This window comes from Arthrobacter sp. CAN_A6 (assembly GCF_015751715.1).
Lineage (GTDB): Bacteria > Actinomycetota > Actinomycetes > Actinomycetales > Micrococcaceae > Arthrobacter_D.
The window spans coordinates 1-17,659 of record NZ_JADOUV010000022.1 but is presented as its reverse complement, the minus strand read 5'-3'; the positions used below and the strand labels follow the sequence as shown (position 1 = coordinate 17,659).

Below are 17,659 nucleotides of genomic sequence, written 5' to 3'. Positions count from 1 at the left end.
GGAACTCTTTCGGATATGCCTTTGCCATAATTGACATCCTTCCAGTGAGAACAAATCCTCACAGGTCAGGTGTCAACCAAACCCTGGGCAGTCCCCGATCGGCCATAAACTCGAGCCGCTTCTCCAAGAAACCCGTCTACATTACGATGCGCTTGACCTTAGCGAACCGTTTCCCATCGAAGTTGAACAACTGCTCACCCTTATCGAACAAGCCGATGCTCCAGGAACGTACTTTCGATACGCAGGTAATCTTCCCAGTAATCAAGCTAACGTGGATTTCCCCGACCTTGTAGCACGCTTCCAGGAACAGTTCCGTGCACTACAGGCTGTGGAGGACTGGGTCTCCGCACAGTTCGAAGCGGTACCCGACGATTACAGTTATTAACCTTTTCATCACCACATCTTCAAGATGCAGGGCTTCCTTATAATGATGGGCCCTACATCGGTAGCTCGCCTTGCTTATGCGCACTAACCAATGTGATGGAACGAAGAAGTCGACTTTTTTTTACGACTGATTCACCCAATCCGACTAGAGACGAATAAGTATCAAAAATTGCTAGAACGCGTTGATCTGGGTCAGCCGCGAGTTCGGCGATACGAGAGAGCATCGCATCGTCGGCAACAGTTGCCTGAAAAGATCTTGAGGCTACCTCAGGTCTAAACCACATGACACCGAGTGAATGTTTAAGCCCGTCGACAGTCCCAATTGCCTCTTCTGTCGTAAATTCTTCATGGGCAGAAAGTAGAGCACTGCGTAGACGATTCGCCCCTCGAGCAGAAAGTTCAACACGATCCCGGCCAAATTGACGCTGTCTTATCGAACCATCAATCTCCCAGCTAGTCTTGATCGCCTGCTCGGCCGCACTCTTGAGCTTCGTCCGCGCTTTGATTGGGAGTTGATGTATGGCAGCGTTCAATGGCTCATCGTCGAGAGTCTCGCCCTCTGGTTCGGAAGCCAGGGTCATGACCCGCGCGATTCTTCGAAGTGCCTCTGAGTCAACTGATGACACTGACGTTTTAGGCGTCAGGTCCTGGGTAGTTGGAGGTGTTGGCGCCTTCAAGACAACTCTGACTGAACCGGGGCTTGCACCTTCAATCAATAAACCTGCGTTGTAACGAGGGAAGTTAGCGATGTCCTTCGCAGTCTCTTTAACGGCTTCGGCTACCCGTGAAACAAAGGTTGCGAACGCAAGGGCGTTAGTTGAATGTCCTTCTACGCCTGCGCCCTCTAGATGAAGATCAAGCTCGACCTGCTCCGGCCCCGTTTCCTCTTCAAAGACCTGGAGCAGGTTCTCATCATCACCGACTACGCCCATCAAGATGGAAGACTGCGCCATGCGATCGATTTCCTCGATCCCGGTGGTCTCGTTGAGTGCTTCACGAAGTAAGCGCATGCTGTTCTGAGTCTCATCTGACAGTCTCATGGCGCCACCTCTATGTAGCCTTTCCGCTTGCCAGGGACGATTTTCTGGTCGGAGCCTTTGACCTTGCTCCAAGTATCGTCCCACGTCCGCAGATGCGCCGGCAGGTCCGGTATGAAAAAGGTATCCAGAAGACCGCCGAATGTATGAAGCTTCGCGGTGTGGGTGTTCGGTTGGCCGGCTGTCACATGTTGAAGGGTGGAGAGCGGCAGCATCGATTCGGTAAGACAGAGCTTGAACTTCTTGACGGGAACTATAGCTACGATATCTGCATCCTCAGGAGCCGCCCAGGTCTTATGGGTCGTGAAGCCTCCATCAATCCAAAATCGGGCGTCGGGTATCGTCTCCCAAACCACGTCAATGAATAGGTGGAGCGCCCGGAAGATCATTGCTCTTCGTTCCTTGAAGGGTGCTTGATCCACAAAAACTCGCTTGATTTCGTCAAGCGTTGCCGGGTACGGCGAGCTCAGTGGATCAAGAAAACCTTCGGCATTCAATTTCGGCAGCAATTTTCCCCCGTCAGGTGCAAGTTCCTGATGAATCTATCGCACCCGCACAGCTACTCCGTCCTCTGTACGATGCGGTAGACGGTGCTGCGGGCGACTTTGAAGAGTTCGGCGATTTCGGTGGTGGTGTGTTGTCCTCCCTTATATAGGGAGACGAGGTGCGCTTCCTGGGACTTGGAGAGTTTGGGTTGTTTGCCGCGGAGCCGGCCTTTGGCTCTAGCGACCTGCATGCCTTCACGGGTTCTTGCGCGGATGAGGTCGGATTCAAATTCAGCGACCATGGCCAGGACATTGAACAGGAGCCGACCGACGGGATCGGTGGGGTCGTGGACATTCCCGCCGATGCTGAGCTTGATTTTCCGTTTGGTGAGGTCCTCGATGATGTCCCGCGCGTCAGGCAGGGATCGGGCGAGCCGGTCGAGCTTGGTGACGACGAGAGTGTCCCCCGCCCTGCATGCAGCAAGGGCTTCCCGGAGTCCTGGTCGTTCCCGGTTGGTGCCGGTCAAACCGTGGTCAACGTAGATCCGGTCTTCGGGCACGTGGAGTGCGGCGAGCCCGTTGCGCTGGGCGGTGAGGTCCTGCTCATTGGTCGACACGCGCGCGTACCCGATCATATGTCCAGTCATGGTGCTGACTGTAGCGGTTGTGTTACCTAAGCGGGACAATTTACCGGGCAGGGTATACGCGAATCGGCGTGATCAGGTTCTATACGGGATTTTCGGTGGTAGATCGGGCCCGAAATAGTGTCGCGGTGGAGGATCGGTTTAGGGGACGGTGAAACCGCCACCAGAAGCTGCGGCTAACCGCCATTCGTGTGGCTAATGATCGCACCGCGAGTTTGGGTCAAGCGTCACATCTACTGTCGGATACGAGTCGCTTTTCCCCGGTGTCAGATCATTGAGCCTAGATCCGATCCGATGGAGGGGTAGGTGGCGGTCGTCGATTTCAGTTGACGGGTGGTCAGGCCGTTTTTCATGGCCAGGCTGATGGTGTTAGCGAGTTCGGCGTACCCGGCTCCGAACAAGTGCGCGCCGACGATGCGGTCGTCTGCTTTATTGATCAGGATTTTGGTCGCGCCAGCGGTTTCGCCGATCCGGTAGTTTGAGTACCAACCGCTGGTGTCGGTGTAGCGGACCTCCACGTCCAGGCCGCTGTCCCGGGCCTCGTGTTCGAGCATCCCGAGACGGACGAGTTCGGGGATCGTGAAGACTGCTGTCGGAATCGCGGCGTAGTCCGGAACTATGGAACCGGATTTGAGCATGTTGGAAGCGGCTACTTTCGCTTCGATCACGGCCACCGGGGTCAGCGGCATCCCCGGGGTATCAGCGGAATCACCCGCCGCGTAGACAGCAGGATTCATCGTGCTTTGCAGGTGGCCGGCGACCTCCACCCCATGTTCGCCGTACGGCATGTAGGCCTCTTCGAGGTTCAGCCGGGACAGGTCCGGGACCCGCCCGGCGCCGTGAACAACGAGATCCGCATCAATCGTCGCCGGGCTGCCAGCCTGATCGACGTGCACCCGGTAACCGGAACCGGTCTTCACGACGCTTGTGATGCTCGTACCGCGCTGCACCTCGATTCCGGCGTCGGAACCACGGCTGATCAGCAGTTCGACAAGATCCGCGTCGAATGCCTTCAGCGGCCGCGCACCGCGATCCACGATGACCGTGGAGCTTCCCGCACGGGCAGCGATGTGGGCGAACTCGAAGGAGACGAACCCGCCACCAACGAACACGATCCGGGAAGGAAGGCTCTCAAGGTTCAGGAAGTCGGTGCTATCAATCAAGTGTTCCTCGCCCGGGAAGCCGAGGAGCCGGGGGGTGGCACCGGTCGCGATCAGGATTTTCGACGCCTGGTATGTTGCCCCGGAAATTTTCACTTGTGTGGGACCGGTGAAAGTCGCCGTACCGTGCAGAGTGTCCACACCGTGTGCGCGCAAGTCATCTTCCATGCTCTGCGGCACGGGATCAGTGAAACCGTGTTTGTGCTTCATCAGTTCGCCCCAATTGACCGCCAGACCGTCGTCGTTGACGCCCTTGCCGCGCATCAGCCGGGCGCCCTCCACCACCTCGGCGGCGCGCCGCAGGATCTTCTTCGGGTCACATCCGCGCAGAGCACACGTGCCACCGTAGGGAAGGGCATCAATGATCGCGACACGCCACCCTGCCGAGGAGCATTTCGTCGCCGCAGCGATACCGGCCATCCCGGCACCAATCACCAGCAGATCGTAGTTGTCAGTCATCTCAAACTCTCTTCCTTATAGGCATTTTCACGTGCCTGCACCTGTGGCGACTGCCGATAGAAGCAGCGGCGACGGGGAGCAGCCGGCATCCTCGCCGACCATCCGCGGTTCGACATCGTTAGTCCTCGGGCACTCAAACGATGGGCAGGGTCGCCCGCAACTGCTCGATGGTCGGCGCGCCCGCAAAGCCCTCCGGAGTCATATACCTGCGGCATGCCAGCCCCACCGGCGTGGACGCATCAGCGAACACATCAATCCCATTGATCAGGATGCTTGGGGAACCGTGGAAGCCCACCCGCTCCGCCTCGTCCGCCGTGTCGACCCTCTGACGTGTCACAACGACGTCGGAATGTTCCGCCGCGATGACCATGAGCCGCTCGTCGGCGATTTCCCAGTTCGGGCAACCATCAAAGTACTGCAACGTGATATCCATGCTTACGACCCTAAACCTTGCAGTCCGCTACAAGGTCAAGGGGTAGAGTGAAACGGTGCTCATCGGAGAAATCGCCGCTACCACCGGCGTAGACGGTCAAACCATCCGGTTCTACGAACGCCACGGCCTGCTGCCGGCGCCTCGTCGTGAGCCCAACGGGTACCGAAGCTACGACAACGCCATCATCGGCCGGTTGCAGTTCATCCGCGCCGCCCAAGCCTCCGGCCTCACTTTGGCCGAAATCAGGAGCATCCTCGGGGTTCGTGATGCCGGTGAGGCCCCATGCGCCCACGTCTCACTCCTGCTGGAACAAAAACTCGTCGACGTCCGGGCACGTCAACGCGAACTCGCCGTCCTGGCAACAGAACTTCAGGGGCTCATCAAAACCAGTCACGACCTCGACCCAGCCGACTGCACCGAAACAGACATCTGCCACATCATCACACCGCCGAAAAGGGCCGAACACGGCCTATAGTACGCCTAATCCTCGCCATAAAACTCCCGGAGAAACCGGTCACTCAGCGATGCAGGCCACCAGGTACGCAGTTCTGTGGATAAGCCTGCAGCTACCTCCAGGGACGTCCGGGCAACCCAAGGTGGGCTGTAACGGGTGGTGAGCGGTGATCCAAACTATTCAAATGAGACACCCATCCCTGGTGGACGTCGCTCCAAAGCATGCGGGCCCCTGCCGGGACGGGCGGCAGGGGCCTGCATACGTGTTGCGAGTGTTTAGAGACCTGGTGCTGCCGGGATGTCCAGGTCTGTTTCCACGAGGTGATTGAAGTAGTTGGTGAACAGGTTCAGGGTTACATGGGTGGAGAGCTCCGTGAGTTCGGTATCGGTCCATCCGGCGTCAAGGCCGGCTTGCCACGCGCTATCCTTCACTGCTCCCTTGTTGGCTGTTGCCTGCCGCGCCAGTTCCAGCAGGGCTGCGAGTTTGTCATCGAAATCGATCTGGCCTTTTCGGATGGCGATCGTCTGGTCCTCGGTGAGGCCGGCGGCTTTGGCTCCCATGGTGTGGGCGGACTGGCAGTAGGTGCATTCGTCCACATTACCGACGGCCAGAGCGATGGCTTCCCGGGTGCGGGCATCGAAGGTCCCGTAATCACCGATGACCTGTTGGAGGGCCACATAGGACTGCAGGACAACGGGTGAGTGGGCCATGGCACCGTGGATGTTGAGGACTTTCCCAAACTGCTTCTTAAGGGCACCGAGCTCGTTACGGCTCTCTTCAGGGGCAGTATCAGGAGTGTGGACGGTAATACGTGACATGCGTGTTTCTTCTTTCATCGGGATTTCTGGTGTGGAAATCTATAAGAGAACCTGACAGCGGTTCTGCATCATGGTCAGGGCTTCGACGTACCACGGCCCGAGCACGAAGATGGGTCAGAAGGTGGAGCGGGAGATCCGGCGGAGCCCCGCGGAGTCTTCGATGAGAATGCGTCCCCTGCCCTGCCGGATCAGATTGCGGGTAGCGAAATCCGACATGGTTTTGCTGGTCGCTTCGCGTGTTGCCCCCAATAGTCCTGCAAGTTGCTCGTGGGTGAGTTTCACGGACTGGGATTGTGTGAACCTGCTGCGGGGGGCGGTTTCAGCGAGTTTGAGCAGGGTCGCGGCTGTGCGTGCGGAGAGGGGACGTAGAGCCATGTCCGTCAGGCGTTCCTCGAGCCTTGCGACCTGCTCGCCCAGAAGACGTGAGATTTTCACCGCCATTTTGGGGTTGGAGAGGAAGTGTTCCTCGACGTCCGTCGCGCTGAGTTGGCACACCGTCGAGTCCTCGATCGCTTCGGCGTAGTTGTCATACATCTGCTGACCCACCAGGAGCATCTCGCCGAACACGGCGCCTGGTTCCAGGATGGCAATGGTGAGCGTTTTTCCATCCTCAGCGACCCGGAAGATGCGGATTCTGCCTGCTTTGAGGATGAACAGGGCACTGACGGGCTGGGCCTGGCTGAAGACGAGCTCTCCGCTGTGGAAAAGCCGAGGCGGTGACATCCGGTCAAGAGCGGCCATGTCCTGGGTGGTGAGGTCCGCGAAGAGCTCCACAGCGCTCAAACAGCTGAAGGGCTCCCCGGTTTCAGCCAAGATCTCGACCTCCTGTTCGTGCGGTGCCCACACCTTCGAAGGCCTCGTCGCGGCTGACAGGATCGTGGTGGAGCATGCGTCGTTCAACCCAGGAGCTGTCATCGGCGGCGTCGGATGATCATCGCTGCAACCAGTCCCAGAATAACCCCGTAGACAACATGCCCCATCAGCGAGGCGAGGGAGGACCCGTCAAGGGTAAACAGCGGCATCCCCATCATCGCCGGCATGATCAGCAACGGCCCCAGCACCCACCACAACATCCCATAAAGGGCGCCCACGAGGGCACTCTTCATCAGGCTTCCCGACAGCAAGCCGGCACCAGGAATCGTCAGGGCAAGTCCGATCAGGACCGAGATCACCAGATGAACTGCGAATCCGACGCCGGCCGAGGTGGAACCGACCAGCGAAGCAATCATCGCCAGCATGCCCATCATCGCCATCAACATTCCAAAGACGACACCGCCAGCGAGGCCGCCCACCACTCCGGCCACGACCCGGACGGACATGGGGGTGGACGTAGTGTGTCCGGTAGGTGAAGCCTCGGGCGTCGTCGCCCTATGATCTGCAGTCATTGGATTGCCTTCCTCATCGTTGTACCTCACCACTGATATCAACGACGCTAGACCTCGGTTAGATGAGAGTTCTGCAATCCAGGACACACTTCGGCTGGCGGTGCGCCATTGGGTGGGCTTATGTCCGCTCGCCTGGGCGCTATCTTTAGTGCGCGCGTGGTGATCGCCGCGACCGGACCTCACTCGGGAACGGCCCACCCGTGACCGTTGCCGAGCCGGAGTCCGACTTTCTCTCCGGCTACTACCCGCGGATCATCGGCGACCTCCACGGTGAGCGTTTCGCGTCTCGTACCCCCATCGAGGGCTACCCGGATGAGGGTGTGGGCTCCGAGAGATTTCGCCCGAATGACTGTGCCATCAGCGATGCCCTGCCCGATTGGAACGAGGCAGGCCGATTCCTGTCGGAGGAGCAGGAATGCGGAACCTTCATCAATGTCTTTCTGGACGGGTATCCGGCCGAACGACGAATGGTGGTGACCGGCGATTATGTGCCCGTGAATGGTGTTGAGTCCGCCCAAAATCCGGTTCACCGCCAGCGTGGCTGGTTGGTAATGCAGTTGGGCGACGGGCCCATGCTGGGAGATGCCGCTCGAGCGCACCAGTTCAATGGTGTCGCCGGTCCACGCCTCGATCCTGAAGTCCGGGGGTCCGATGAAGGGCATCAGTCCCAGGCTCTGCAGCGCAGCCGCGGTCAGGGAAACGCCGAGGACCGCCACGACCGGCAGCACCGCGGGCAAGGCGGAAAGCACAGCCCGCCCGGTGGTGGCGGGAGAACCTGGGCCTCTGCTCATCGGGTGGACGCGACGTCCTGACGCCATGCCTCATCCAGCACCGGCACCCATTCCGCGGCAAGTTCACCGTGAGCGTTGCGGGAAAGTTCCTCGTACTCCGGAACGATCGGCGATTCGGGCAACTGCTCGAACAGGTCCTGTTGTGCCGGGGTCAGGAGACCGGTGTCGAGCACCGGAAACTGCCCCCATGTTTCGGGGTCGGCCTTTGCTGCCTGCTGTTCCGGCGACAGGGCAATATTGGTGACGACCATCGCCCCTGCAGCGTCGGCGGCGTTCGCCGGGATGGCCAGGAAACTCGCGTTGCCCACCGTGCCCTCATCCAGTGTGAGGACCCTAGTGGAGTCCGGTAGGGCACCGGAGGCTACGAGGTCGGTGAGTGTGGCCGGTCCGTAGGTCATGGCGATGTCCACCTCGCCGTTGGCGAAGAGGGTGTTCAGGGCCTGCTCATCGCGTGGATAGGTGCGGCCTTCGCGCCAGAGCGAGGGTGCCACCTCGTCCAGCGTTTCAAGCGCTGCGGGGGCATGTTCGTCGAACGCCTCCTCGCTGTACTCCAGCGGCACCTGGTCCGCGCCGCCTGCCGCACTGAGGAGAACCTCACGGAGGAAGACACTGCCGGTGAAATCCGGTGGTGCCGGATACGTGAACCGGCCGGGGTGCTCCTTCGCCCACTCGAGGATTCCCTCCAGGGAGGTCGGCGGGTCAGGAACGGCTTCCGAGTCGTAGAAGAAGGTGAATTGCGCTTTATGCCAGGGCGCTTCACACCCCTCCACCGGGGTCCCGAAGTCATTGAGGAGCAGCGGGTCTTCCGGGTCGGTGTACTCCATGTTGGGTAGCAGAGCCGTCCACCCGCACCGCCAGGCCTCGGCCTGGCGTCCGGTGCTAAAGTTGGCACCGTTGACCCAGACCAGGTCCACCGTTCCGTCGTCGCGCCCTGCCTGGCGCTCACTGAGGACACGGTTCACCGCGTCCGCGGTATCCGCGATGGGAACGCGACGCAGGGCGACTCCCTGCTCCATGGCTGCCGGGGCGAGCACCTGGTCAACGTAGGCGTTGCCCTGTTCATCTCCCCCGTACATCCACAGATCAACGGTCTGACCCTCCGCCTCCGCCTGAACCTCGTCGAAGCTCTCGAAGCTTTCCGCCGCTCCGGCGGTAGCCCCCGAACAGGAAGCAAGCAGCAGTGTCAGCGCTGCTGCGGCCGCGGGCAGGGCAGGACCGCGTCGTCGTGCCAGGGCGGGATGGCGGGTCATGGGCGTCCTTAGACTGGTGGGGATGCTGTTTCCAGTATCCTCGAAGCGAGTCCGGCGCCCGAACGGGCCAGGTTGGGCAGCCGATGGTGGGAGAGCATGGACGAAAACCACGCGCGCCGCCGCGCGCCGTTCCTTACCCCGCCCGGCGGGTCCTGCTGCTAGTGGTGATCATCGTGGCAGCGACTGTGGTGGTCCTCACGGTGCCCATCCCGGACGTGGAGGAGCTGCGCGCGCTGGTGGAGCAGGCCGGCTGGTGGGGGCCGGTAGGCTTCGTTGCCGGGTACGCCGCCCTGACCCTCGCCCCTGTTCCCAAGAACGTGCTCTCCATCGCCGCCGGGGTGCTGTTCGGTTTCGGCCCCGGGCTGGTGATTGTCTATTGCGCGGCGCTGCTGGGCGCGTCCGTGGCGTTTTGGCTGGGACGCGCACTGGGCCGCGATGCTGTTGAGAAATTCACCGGCACCCGGGTGGAGAAGGTCGACGCCGTCCTTAGCAAGCGCGGATTTCCCGCCGTCGTTGGGGTCCGGCTGGTTCCGGTGCTGCCTTTCACCGCGATCAATTACTCCGCCGGGCTCACTGCCCTGGGCTGGTGGCCCTACTTCCTGGGGACGATGCTCGGCATCCTCCCCGGTACCGTGAGTTTCCTGGCCCTCGGTGCTTTCGGCCTCGAGTTCGGATGGCCCGCCCAGGTAGCCACAGCTGCCCTCGGCGTGCTCACCCTCGCGGGTTTGATCGTCGCCATGCGGTCCCGGCGCAGGAACAGGACACCTGATGTTTGATTCGCGCCTTCGACCCCTCCTCGCACCCGCACTGGACCGCGCCGCGGCCCGGCTGGATGTTTCGTGGATCACCCCGAACCGCCTGACCGGACTCAACCTGGTCCTCGGGCTGGCCAGTGCAGGCCTCGCAGCAGGCCAGTTATGGTTCCCCGCCCTTGCCGCCTGGCTGCTCTGCCGGCTCGCGGACGGACTCGACGGGCCGCTGGCACGCCGCAGGGCGCAGCAGACTGGAACGAGAACGGATGCAGGGCAGGGCGGGTTCTGGGATATCTCAGCCGACTTCGTGGTCTACGGTGCGACAGTTATTGGTGCGGCCATCGGAGCCACCGCAGGTTTCGGCGCGCCGTGGCTGCCCTTCCTCTTCGTACTGTTTGCCTACTACATCAACGGCAGCGTGTTCCTCGCCTTCTCCTCCCTTGCGGAGAAAAGCGGCCGACAGATCGAGGACGGCCGCTCACTGTCCTTCCTCGGCGGCCTGGCGGAGGGCGCGGAGACCGTCCTGGTCCACAGTCTCTGGCTCCTGTTCCCGGCTGCAGCCTGGCAGATCGCCTCGGTGTGGGCATTCCTGGTCCTGGTCAGCGCCACCCAGCGCATCGTGGCCGGTTACCGGCTGCTGCGCTGAACCCCTCCCCCACGACCCCCTGCCCTCTGCCCTCTGCCCATCGGCTTTCTGCCCCCGGTCGTCGAGTACCGGTTGGGTTCAGGACCGCCGGTTGCGCCAACGGTTGAATTTCACCAGACCGGTCATCGCGGTGCGGACCAGGGGCGAGTCGAGCGCCGTACGGGCATCGGCGATGGCCGCATTCCACAGGGCGTCGTTATACGTGGGGTAGGGATGGGTGACACCTGAGAGGTTCCGTGTGGTGAGCTTTTGGTGTACGGCAAGTGTCAGTTCCGCCAGGGATTCCCCGGCCCGGGGTCCCACGATCGTTCCCCCGAGAATCCGCCCGCCCTTGCCGATCACCAGCCGGGTGAAGCCCGAGGTCTGCTCTTCGGTGACGGCCCTGTCCGTCTGCGCGTGCTGGATGGTCGAGGTGGTCTGATCCTTGCCGTCAGCCGTGGTGGGTCCGACGGCGGCAACCTCGGGGGAGGTGAAGGTTACCCGCGGAACGATCGTGCTGACCGACCGGTGTACGCCCAGGACGGCATTGGAGGCTGCGGTGCTCGCATAAACCCCTGCCAGGTGGGTGAAGTCGGGGTGCGGTGTCACATCTCCCGCCGCCCAGATCCTCGGATTCGACGTGCGCATTGCCGCATCCACCACCACATGGCCGGCGTCGTCGCACTCCACACCCACGTGCTCCAGCCCCAGGCCTTCGGTGCGGGCCTTCCGGCCGGTAGCCACCAGGATGACGTCGGCATCGAATGCGCGTCCATCACCGGTGTGGATGGTGCTTCGAGAACGGCCGTCGTCATGGGAGGTGCTGACGCTTTCGGTCTCCACTCCTTCAACGATTTCCACGCCGTCTTTTTGCAGGCTGGCTCCCACGATCGTCGCGGCGTCGCGGTCCTCTTTTGGCAGGATCTCCGAGCGCACCAGCATCACCACGGTGGAGCCGAGCCGCGCGAAGGCCTGTCCCAGCTCACAGGCGATCGGGCCTCCTCCGATGATTACCAAGCGGTGCGGGAGTTCCACCAGGTCCCACACGGTTTCCGATGTCACCATCGGAGCCTCGTCCAATCCCGGAATCGGTGGTACCAGTGGTGCGCTGCCGGTCGCGATCAGCGCCTGCCGGAAACGGATGGTCTTCCCGTCGATGTCGGCTTCACCGGGAGCTGTGAACCGGACGGTACCGGTCACAACTGACGCACCGACGGCTTCCAGCGACGCCGGAGAATCATCGGGTTCGATGGCAGCGATGGCCTCCAAGATGCGTGCCCGCACCTCTGCAAAAGCTGTTCCACTGCCACCGAGGGAGCGCTCAGCCACCGCTTTACTTGCCGCGGAGAGGAGAGTTTTGGACGGGACACACCCGGTCCACAAGCAGTCCCCGCCCGTGCGGGCGGATTCGACCAGGACCGTGTCCGCGCCGAGCCGGGCTGCGGTCTTCGCTCCCACGATCCCGGCCGTACCACCGCCGACCACCAGCAAATCGATGATCCCATCCTTGCGTTTCATTGAATCTCCATCTCGTCGTCGGTTTCTACGGATTTTCCCTCACCATAAGCTGTAGGCACCGCGGCCGGCCCAACCGAGCCCCGCCCCCGATACGGAAGTGATCCTGATCGCCGGAAAATACCGCAGCATCGCACCCCTGTATGACCTGCTCTCGGCCGAATGGCCTGTGTATCGGACCGGCAGGAAGATCGGCATCGAATCCCTGGACCTTCATCCCGGTGACCAGGTCGTGGACATCGGGTGCGGCACCGGACTGAATTTCGGGATCCTTCATCACCGGATCGGCCCCGGGGGCATGATTGTGGGCATCGACCGCAGCCCGGACATGCTGGCCCAGGCCCGGCGGAAGGCCACGCGTAAAGGCTGGACCAACGTCATTCTCATCGAGGCGGATGCGACCACGCTCACGCCTGCCGCCATCTGCGCCAGCATCGCACTTCAGGGCGGGCGTGAGTATTCGGAGGCTGCGCTGGCGACCTACGCCCTGTCCCTTATGGCGGACTGGGAAACCGCCTGGACCAACATGATCCTCATGTCCTCTCCGGGCGCTTCCATGACCGTGGTGGACATGCAGGAACCCACCGGCGTCTTCGCCCTCGCAACCCCACTCGCCCGAGCCGCGTGCCACCTGGGCGGCGCCGATATCACCGCACACCCCTGGACCGGGCTCGAACGCGACTGCGCCGACGTACAAGCCGCCTCCGCACGCGGCGGGCACCTCCAAATTCGCACGGGCCGCCGCCGGTAGCACTCCCCGACCCCGTTTCCGCTCTATCCCCTGCAGAAGATCGTCCAGCACACCGCGTTCAATTGCTGAGATTTGGCCAAAACTAGGGACGCCCACGAAACGGCAGATTTCCATTGCTCGCTATGGCCCGGCATCTCATGTTTCTTCGCGGCTGCACGCCATGAGACCGCAGGGAAGTGCGGTTGGAGGTGAATAACCAATTATCCGGCGGGCTGAAGGGGATTTCCCTCGAAGTGGATCATGTCCAGGGACTCCACATGCGGTCCGAGGAGGGCCAGAACGTTGCGACCCTGCTCCGTTTCGGGAAAGACCTCCGTGTGGTCGGTCAGAGCGTTCCATCCCACACGGAGCAGGTAGACCTGTGGTTGGTCGACGCTGCGGTGCAGGTCCACTGACCGGCATCCGGTCGCTGCCAGGAGGTTCTCGCGGATAGCGGGGTACGTCTTGTGGAATTCCTCATGCCCGTCATGACGGATGGTGAGTTGTGCGTGTTCGAAAATCATGTGATTCTGTCGACCTTTCATGTCGTGATGCCTGGGAGGCTAGCTTTCAGCTGTTGACGCCGGCGTTTTGCGCGGCAAGGCCGGCATGGATGTCTTGCATATTGAGGGCTTTGACTTCGGTGATGACCTGTTCGAGTGCCGTGGCGTCCAGGGCTCCTGGCTGCGAGAACACAAGGACTTTTTCGCGGAAGGCCATCAGTGTCGGGATGGAACTGATGCCTGCCTTCGCCGAGAAGGCCTGTTCGGCCTCCGTGTCGACCTTCGCGAAGGCAATGTCAGGGTGCTTTTCGGAAGCTGCGCTGTACGTCGGGGCGAACCTGCGGCAGGGTGCGCACCAGCCCGCCCAGAAATCAATCAGAACAATATCATTGTCATTGAGTACGGTTTCGAAGGTTTTTTCGGTGATGTCAACGGTTGCCATCGTGGCTCCTTGTCATGAGGTGCACCAGGTGTCAGCCTGGTGCACCTCCTTGTTGGGGTCAGAATCTGGGCGGGGCCTAAAAAGATGCAACGGCCTCGTCGGTGGTGATTACGGCACCTGCGATGTAGTTGAAGTTCGTCAGGGCAGCGGCGTAGCCGTCTCCCAGCTCAGGGTGTTGCGCTGCTGCCGTGGCGTCCGCGACGACCGTCACATCGAAGCCCTGCTCCAAAAGCTCCCGCAGGTGGCTCTCGATGCAAAGATTGGCGGACATTCCTGCCAGGACGACCTTGCTGATGCCGCGTTTGCGTAGTTGGAGGACGAGGTCGTTCTGTTCCGGGCCGTACACCTTGTGGGGGCTGCAGATAACGGTTTTCCCATCCTGGATGTAGGGCTTGTACTGCTCCAGCCAGTCAGCACCGGAGCCTTCAAAGCCCTCCAGGCTCAAGGGTCCAGGCCGGTCGAACATACCAATTTCGTGCATCTTCTTTTCCAGCGTCCCGCCGAATTCCCACTGATGATCCTGCGGGAAGTAGTAGTGCGGGGAAATGAAAACCTTGTAACCGGCGGTTTTGGCGGCGGCCAGTAACTGGTCGATGTGTTCAACCGTGTTGTTCTCCCGCACACTGTTGCCGACCAGTTCCCATGTCACCCCGTCGGGGCTGAGGAAATCATTCTGTGGGTCGGTCAGCACGAGTGCTGTTGTCGAATTATCGAAAGTCATGGCTCTCCTTGGATGGTGATAGCGGCGGGCCCTGATCTTCGGGCACCTTCGTACACTAGGCATTAGTGGACGATAGTTCTGTAACCCAGGACACCGTGTGGGAGACCCCAGCGGTCATACAGTTGCGAAAGAAGCACCCCGGACCGCGAAGCACTCTACGGCCTGAGGGACGCCAACGCCCGGTCAGGCATGCTGGCCTGGCCGCAGGGAAAGGGACCCATTATGGCAAGAGCAGTGTGGAACGGAGCGGTCATCGCAGAGTCCGAGGATATTGTGGTGGTCGAGGGCAATAGCTACTTCCCCATGGACGCGGTGGACCAACGGTATTTCAAGGACAGCGACATGTACTCTGTCTGCCCGTGGAAAGGCAAGGCCAGTTACCGCACCCTTGAAGTGAATGGACAGCAGAATACGGACGCCGCCTGGTTTTACCCCGAACCCAAACAGCGGGCACTGCCCATCAAGAATCGTGTCGCCTTCTGGCGCGGCGTCACCATCGAACCCAGCGGCGCTGCATCTCAGTGACGCCGACAGCGATTACTCCACCGAGCCATCCTGTCCCCCGCCTGACCCAAGGACATGAAGTGGGCTCCTGCCACACATCCAAGCCATAGCTATCGACCCGCGCCCATTTTGCCCCAGTGCGGCCTGCAGACCCGGGTCGGCTCGTGCCTCAGGCCAGCCCCGGTTCTGCAGCCTGTTTCAGGATCCGGTGAGCTTTCCTGCGAGAGTCACCAGGTCTTCGGCTTCGATGTCGGGTGCGGTGAAATAGGAGGGGTAGGAGGCCCCGGTGCGGTTGATCCACGCTGTTTTCAGGCCAGCGGTGTTGGCGCCGTGAATGTCCCAGGGGTGCACGGCGACGAGCAGCAGTTGGTCAACCGTCTGCCCGGTTTCCCGGGCGGCATAGTCATAGGCTTCGCGGGCGGGTTTCCATCGTGGAGCGTCCTGGACGCTGAGGAACCGGGAGAACTTGTCCTGAACGCCGCCCCGACTCAGGAGGGATTCTGCCACCGAGGTGGCACCGTTGCTGAGGGTGATCAGTTGCGTGATACGACTGAGCGCACTGATTCCTGGCCCGGCATCCGGGTGTAGCGAGAGGTTCGTGAAAACGGCCATGATGGAATCGACCTGTTCCTGGTAGTCCCCCGGTCCTGAGGTCTGTGTCAGGAGGCGGTGAAGACTGTCGGTGGCAAGGTCGGCAAAGGCAGGGTTGTCCCCCGCTGAGGTAAGAGCGAACCCGTCGCGGAGTACTTCCGTAAACCACAGCCGGGCAAGGGAAGCAGGTACCCCGGCGCGGGTGAACGCGTCTGCGAGAGGGCCCATGTCGGACAGGGTTTCATTGACGTCGAAAACGATGACGGACGGTCTGGTCGTCATGTGGTTAGTCCTTTCCGGCTCCGGCGAGGATCGGGTTGATGGCGTCGGCGATGTCCCGTGGATGGTCTTCGGGAGTGAAGTGCTTGCCCCCGGGTATCCGGATCAGGTCGGCTCCGAGGTCAGCGGCGAGCCGCTCCCCATACCTGATCTTCTGGAACGTGTCGGCTTCACCCCAGACCACCCGTGCCGGCAGCTTAAGGCCCGTCAGCCGGTCCGAAATGTCCAGGGTGTCCTGAACATCAAGTGCGGCGACCTGGCGCATCATGCTCCGCGAACAGCTTCGCCCACGCTCCAACGCCCCAGCCGCCTGCACGAAGTTGGGCGAGAAGGCTATTGGTGGCATCACGACTACCCAGCACAGCCTCGCACCTGCTCCTGTCACCGGGTGCAGGGTCGAAGGCTTTGAAGGACCAGTCGTCATTGTCTTTTCCACTCGTCACCAGGGTCGCCCCGTTGTCCCTTGTCAACCGGACCCTGAACCGACCAGGTGGGTAAAGATCAGGTGCTGCTGTTCCGCCGGTAGACAACGTAGGTTCCGCTGGCTGCGGCGAGGAGGAGCAACCCTCCACCGAGAGCGATAATGGTTGACTCCTCGCTCGTACTCTCGGTCGATACTCCGGTGTCGGCGCCGCCCATAGGCACCGCACCCATCTGGTCCATCCCATTGCCTTCCGCGCTACCGGACTCCGCGCCGCCCATCATCATCTTCTCGTGCATCTGCGCCATGTCCGGATGGTCCATCATCATCTTCTCGTGCATCTGCGCCATCCCAGCACCGCCCATCATCATCTTCTCGTGCATCTGCGCCATCCCAGCACCGCCCATCATCATCTTCTCGTGCATCTGCGCCATCTCGGGATGGTCCATCATCATCTTCTCGTGCATCTGCGCCATGCCTTCGGCTCCGACAGTGAGAGAGCCCTTCATGCTGCCGTGGAATTTGCAGAAGAACCCATAGGTTCCTGCTTCACTGGGAGCCGTGAAAGTGGCGCTAGCCCCACCCGGGATGGTGACATCGAAGGAACCATCATCGGCGGTCACCGAATGGGCTTCGGTGTCGTTATTGGTCACCGTGATCTCACCGCCCGGGTTGACCGTGCCTGGCCCCGTAAACACGAAGTTATCGATGGTGATAGCCATCTGCTCGGTGGTCATTGCCGGTCCGGACTGGGACACCGGGCCGGAAGAGGCCAGAGCGGCCCCCGTAGACCCGAGGCCTGCCCCTCCAACCAAGGCTGCGGTGAAAGCGACGCTGAGAACTTTTCTACTGGTGATCATGATGAGTCCCTCCGGCGGGGTAGTTAGGGAGACAATATCCTGGCCGTCAATCGATTCGACGACCCTTGCCCCGAAACCTCCGCCACGTGACACTTGTCATCTGCGGCGCGTTGGGCTGCCTCTTCACCAACCCTATCGTGCGTAGTAGACCTACGCACAGGCCTACTTCTTCGCGAGCCGCCATCGGAGTCTTTTCTCGGACAATCGACCGAAACCGAGCAGCTGCCCATCGAGCAAAATACCGGGCGCGAAAACAACGTCGTGGCGCACTGCGAGTTCACGGCCCTGGGCGCTGGCAAGCTCGACTTCTTCGATTACTAAGGTGATCTCAACCGGTCAATGCACCGCCCGTGGTTCTGAGGGTATCGCTTGTTGGTCCGAGGTGGTGGTGTGTGCTTGGTAGAGGTCGTTGGAGC

At 61.3% G+C, this 17,659-nt stretch carries 22 protein-coding genes; 5 read left to right on the top strand and 17 right to left on the bottom strand.

All coding sequences use genetic code 11. From position 1 onward, the window contains the following. Positions 1-437: 437 nt before the first annotated feature. The 5 genes from IWX75_RS16765 to IWX75_RS16745 all read right to left on the bottom strand — a co-directional run bounded on the left by IWX75_RS16765 (position 438) and on the right by IWX75_RS16745 (position 4,602). Positions 438-1,424: a hypothetical protein gene (locus tag IWX75_RS16765; RefSeq protein ID WP_196823399.1), complete on the bottom strand. Its 987-nt coding sequence runs from the start codon at positions 1,422-1,424 to the stop codon at positions 438-440. Next, the gene (locus IWX75_RS16760) at positions 1,421-1,918 is read right to left on the bottom strand and encodes a DUF6932 family protein (RefSeq protein WP_442858997.1); all 498 of its coding nucleotides are present in this window, start codon (positions 1,916-1,918) and stop codon (positions 1,421-1,423) included. The genes IWX75_RS16765 and IWX75_RS16760 overlap by 4 nt, the downstream gene beginning before the upstream one ends. A 62-nt stretch (positions 1,919-1,980) precedes the next feature. Further along, a complete protein-coding gene (locus IWX75_RS16755; RefSeq protein WP_196823397.1) occupies positions 1,981-2,553 on the bottom strand; it encodes a recombinase family protein in 573 nt (190 codons plus the stop codon). A 263-nt stretch (positions 2,554-2,816) separates the two neighbouring features. Next, positions 2,817-4,169 carry a dihydrolipoyl dehydrogenase family protein gene (locus IWX75_RS16750; RefSeq protein ID WP_196823396.1) on the bottom strand — a complete coding sequence of 451 codons (1,353 nt, stop codon included), beginning with the start codon at positions 4,167-4,169 and terminating at the stop codon, positions 2,817-2,819. Between the two features lie 133 nt (positions 4,170-4,302). After that, positions 4,303-4,602, bottom strand: a complete 300-nt coding sequence (locus IWX75_RS16745; protein ID WP_196823395.1) for a thioredoxin family protein — start codon at positions 4,600-4,602, stop codon at positions 4,303-4,305. Positions 4,603-4,657: 55 nt separating this feature from the next. Between IWX75_RS16745 and IWX75_RS16740 the strand changes: the two genes are divergently transcribed. Further along, positions 4,658-5,077: a heavy metal-responsive transcriptional regulator gene (locus tag IWX75_RS16740; RefSeq protein ID WP_196823394.1), complete on the top strand. Its 420-nt coding sequence runs from the start codon at positions 4,658-4,660 to the stop codon at positions 5,075-5,077. A 254-nt stretch (positions 5,078-5,331) separates the two neighbouring features. Here IWX75_RS16740 and IWX75_RS16735 read toward each other — a convergent pair whose 3' ends face one another. The 5 genes from IWX75_RS16735 to IWX75_RS16715 form a co-directional block, all read right to left on the bottom strand. Continuing rightward, complete coding sequence (locus IWX75_RS16735; protein ID WP_196823393.1) at positions 5,332-5,874, bottom strand: carboxymuconolactone decarboxylase family protein; 543 nt, start codon at positions 5,872-5,874, stop codon at positions 5,332-5,334. 114 nt (positions 5,875-5,988) lie between these two features. Then, complete coding sequence (locus IWX75_RS16730; protein ID WP_334684434.1) at positions 5,989-6,687, bottom strand: Crp/Fnr family transcriptional regulator; 699 nt, start codon at positions 6,685-6,687, stop codon at positions 5,989-5,991. Between the two features lie 98 nt (positions 6,688-6,785). Continuing rightward, positions 6,786-7,259 (bottom strand): hypothetical protein, encoded by a 474-nt coding sequence (locus tag IWX75_RS16725; protein WP_334684433.1) that lies wholly within the window; start codon positions 7,257-7,259, stop codon positions 6,786-6,788. A gap of 179 nt (positions 7,260-7,438) precedes the next feature. Beyond that, positions 7,439-8,050 (bottom strand): TOBE domain-containing protein, encoded by a 612-nt coding sequence (locus IWX75_RS16720; RefSeq protein ID WP_196823391.1) that lies wholly within the window; start codon positions 8,048-8,050, stop codon positions 7,439-7,441. Further along, positions 8,047-9,300 (bottom strand): ABC transporter substrate-binding protein, encoded by a 1,254-nt coding sequence (locus tag IWX75_RS16715; protein WP_196823390.1) that lies wholly within the window; start codon positions 9,298-9,300, stop codon positions 8,047-8,049. Before IWX75_RS16715 ends, IWX75_RS16720 begins: the two co-directional genes overlap by 4 nt. A gap of 173 nt (positions 9,301-9,473) precedes the next feature. On the opposite strand from IWX75_RS16715, the gene IWX75_RS16710 reads away from it, so the two are divergent. Together IWX75_RS16710 and IWX75_RS16705 are read left to right on the top strand one after the other, a co-directional pair. Next, on the top strand, positions 9,474-10,076 hold the full coding sequence (locus IWX75_RS16710) for a TVP38/TMEM64 family protein (RefSeq protein WP_196823389.1): 603 nt from the start codon (positions 9,474-9,476) through the stop codon (positions 10,074-10,076). Then, entirely contained in the window at positions 10,069-10,698 is a 630-nt protein-coding gene (locus IWX75_RS16705; protein WP_196823388.1) for a CDP-alcohol phosphatidyltransferase family protein, read from the top strand. The genes IWX75_RS16710 and IWX75_RS16705 overlap by 8 nt, the downstream gene beginning before the upstream one ends. A gap of 78 nt (positions 10,699-10,776) precedes the next feature. Here the strand turns inward: IWX75_RS16705 and IWX75_RS16700 are convergent, their stop codons facing one another. After that, the gene (locus tag IWX75_RS16700; RefSeq protein ID WP_196823387.1) at positions 10,777-12,195 is read right to left on the bottom strand and encodes a dihydrolipoyl dehydrogenase family protein; all 1,419 of its coding nucleotides are present in this window, start codon (positions 12,193-12,195) and stop codon (positions 10,777-10,779) included. A gap of 97 nt (positions 12,196-12,292) precedes the next feature. Between IWX75_RS16700 and IWX75_RS16695 the strand changes: the two genes are divergently transcribed. Continuing rightward, positions 12,293-12,943 carry a class I SAM-dependent methyltransferase gene (locus tag IWX75_RS16695; protein WP_196823386.1) on the top strand — a complete coding sequence of 217 codons (651 nt, stop codon included), beginning with the start codon at positions 12,293-12,295 and terminating at the stop codon, positions 12,941-12,943. 200 nt (positions 12,944-13,143) lie between these two features. Here the strand turns inward: IWX75_RS16695 and IWX75_RS16690 are convergent, their stop codons facing one another. From IWX75_RS16690 to IWX75_RS16680, 3 genes are all read right to left on the bottom strand, one after another. Further along, complete coding sequence (locus IWX75_RS16690; RefSeq protein WP_196823385.1) at positions 13,144-13,446, bottom strand: antibiotic biosynthesis monooxygenase family protein; 303 nt, start codon at positions 13,444-13,446, stop codon at positions 13,144-13,146. A 46-nt stretch (positions 13,447-13,492) separates the two neighbouring features. Then, positions 13,493-13,867, bottom strand: a complete 375-nt coding sequence (locus IWX75_RS16685) for a thioredoxin family protein (RefSeq protein WP_196823384.1) — start codon at positions 13,865-13,867, stop codon at positions 13,493-13,495. Between the two features lie 76 nt (positions 13,868-13,943). Continuing rightward, positions 13,944-14,558, bottom strand: a complete 615-nt coding sequence (locus IWX75_RS16680; protein ID WP_334684432.1) for an isochorismatase family protein — start codon at positions 14,556-14,558, stop codon at positions 13,944-13,946. A gap of 252 nt (positions 14,559-14,810) precedes the next feature. Between IWX75_RS16680 and IWX75_RS16675 the strand changes: the two genes are divergently transcribed. Next, on the top strand, positions 14,811-15,113 hold the full coding sequence (locus IWX75_RS16675) for a DUF427 domain-containing protein (protein ID WP_196823382.1): 303 nt from the start codon (positions 14,811-14,813) through the stop codon (positions 15,111-15,113). Between the two features lie 177 nt (positions 15,114-15,290). Here the strand turns inward: IWX75_RS16675 and IWX75_RS16670 are convergent, their stop codons facing one another. From IWX75_RS16670 to IWX75_RS16660, 3 genes are all read right to left on the bottom strand, one after another. Continuing rightward, the gene (locus IWX75_RS16670) at positions 15,291-15,965 is read right to left on the bottom strand and encodes a haloacid dehalogenase type II (protein ID WP_196823381.1); all 675 of its coding nucleotides are present in this window, start codon (positions 15,963-15,965) and stop codon (positions 15,291-15,293) included. 4 nt (positions 15,966-15,969) lie between these two features. Continuing rightward, complete coding sequence (locus tag IWX75_RS16665) at positions 15,970-16,308, bottom strand: alpha/beta fold hydrolase (protein ID WP_334684431.1); 339 nt, start codon at positions 16,306-16,308, stop codon at positions 15,970-15,972. A gap of 155 nt (positions 16,309-16,463) precedes the next feature. Further along, positions 16,464-17,243 carry a cupredoxin domain-containing protein gene (locus IWX75_RS16660; RefSeq protein WP_196823379.1) on the bottom strand — a complete coding sequence of 260 codons (780 nt, stop codon included), beginning with the start codon at positions 17,241-17,243 and terminating at the stop codon, positions 16,464-16,466. Between the last annotated feature and the right edge of the window lie 416 nt (positions 17,244-17,659).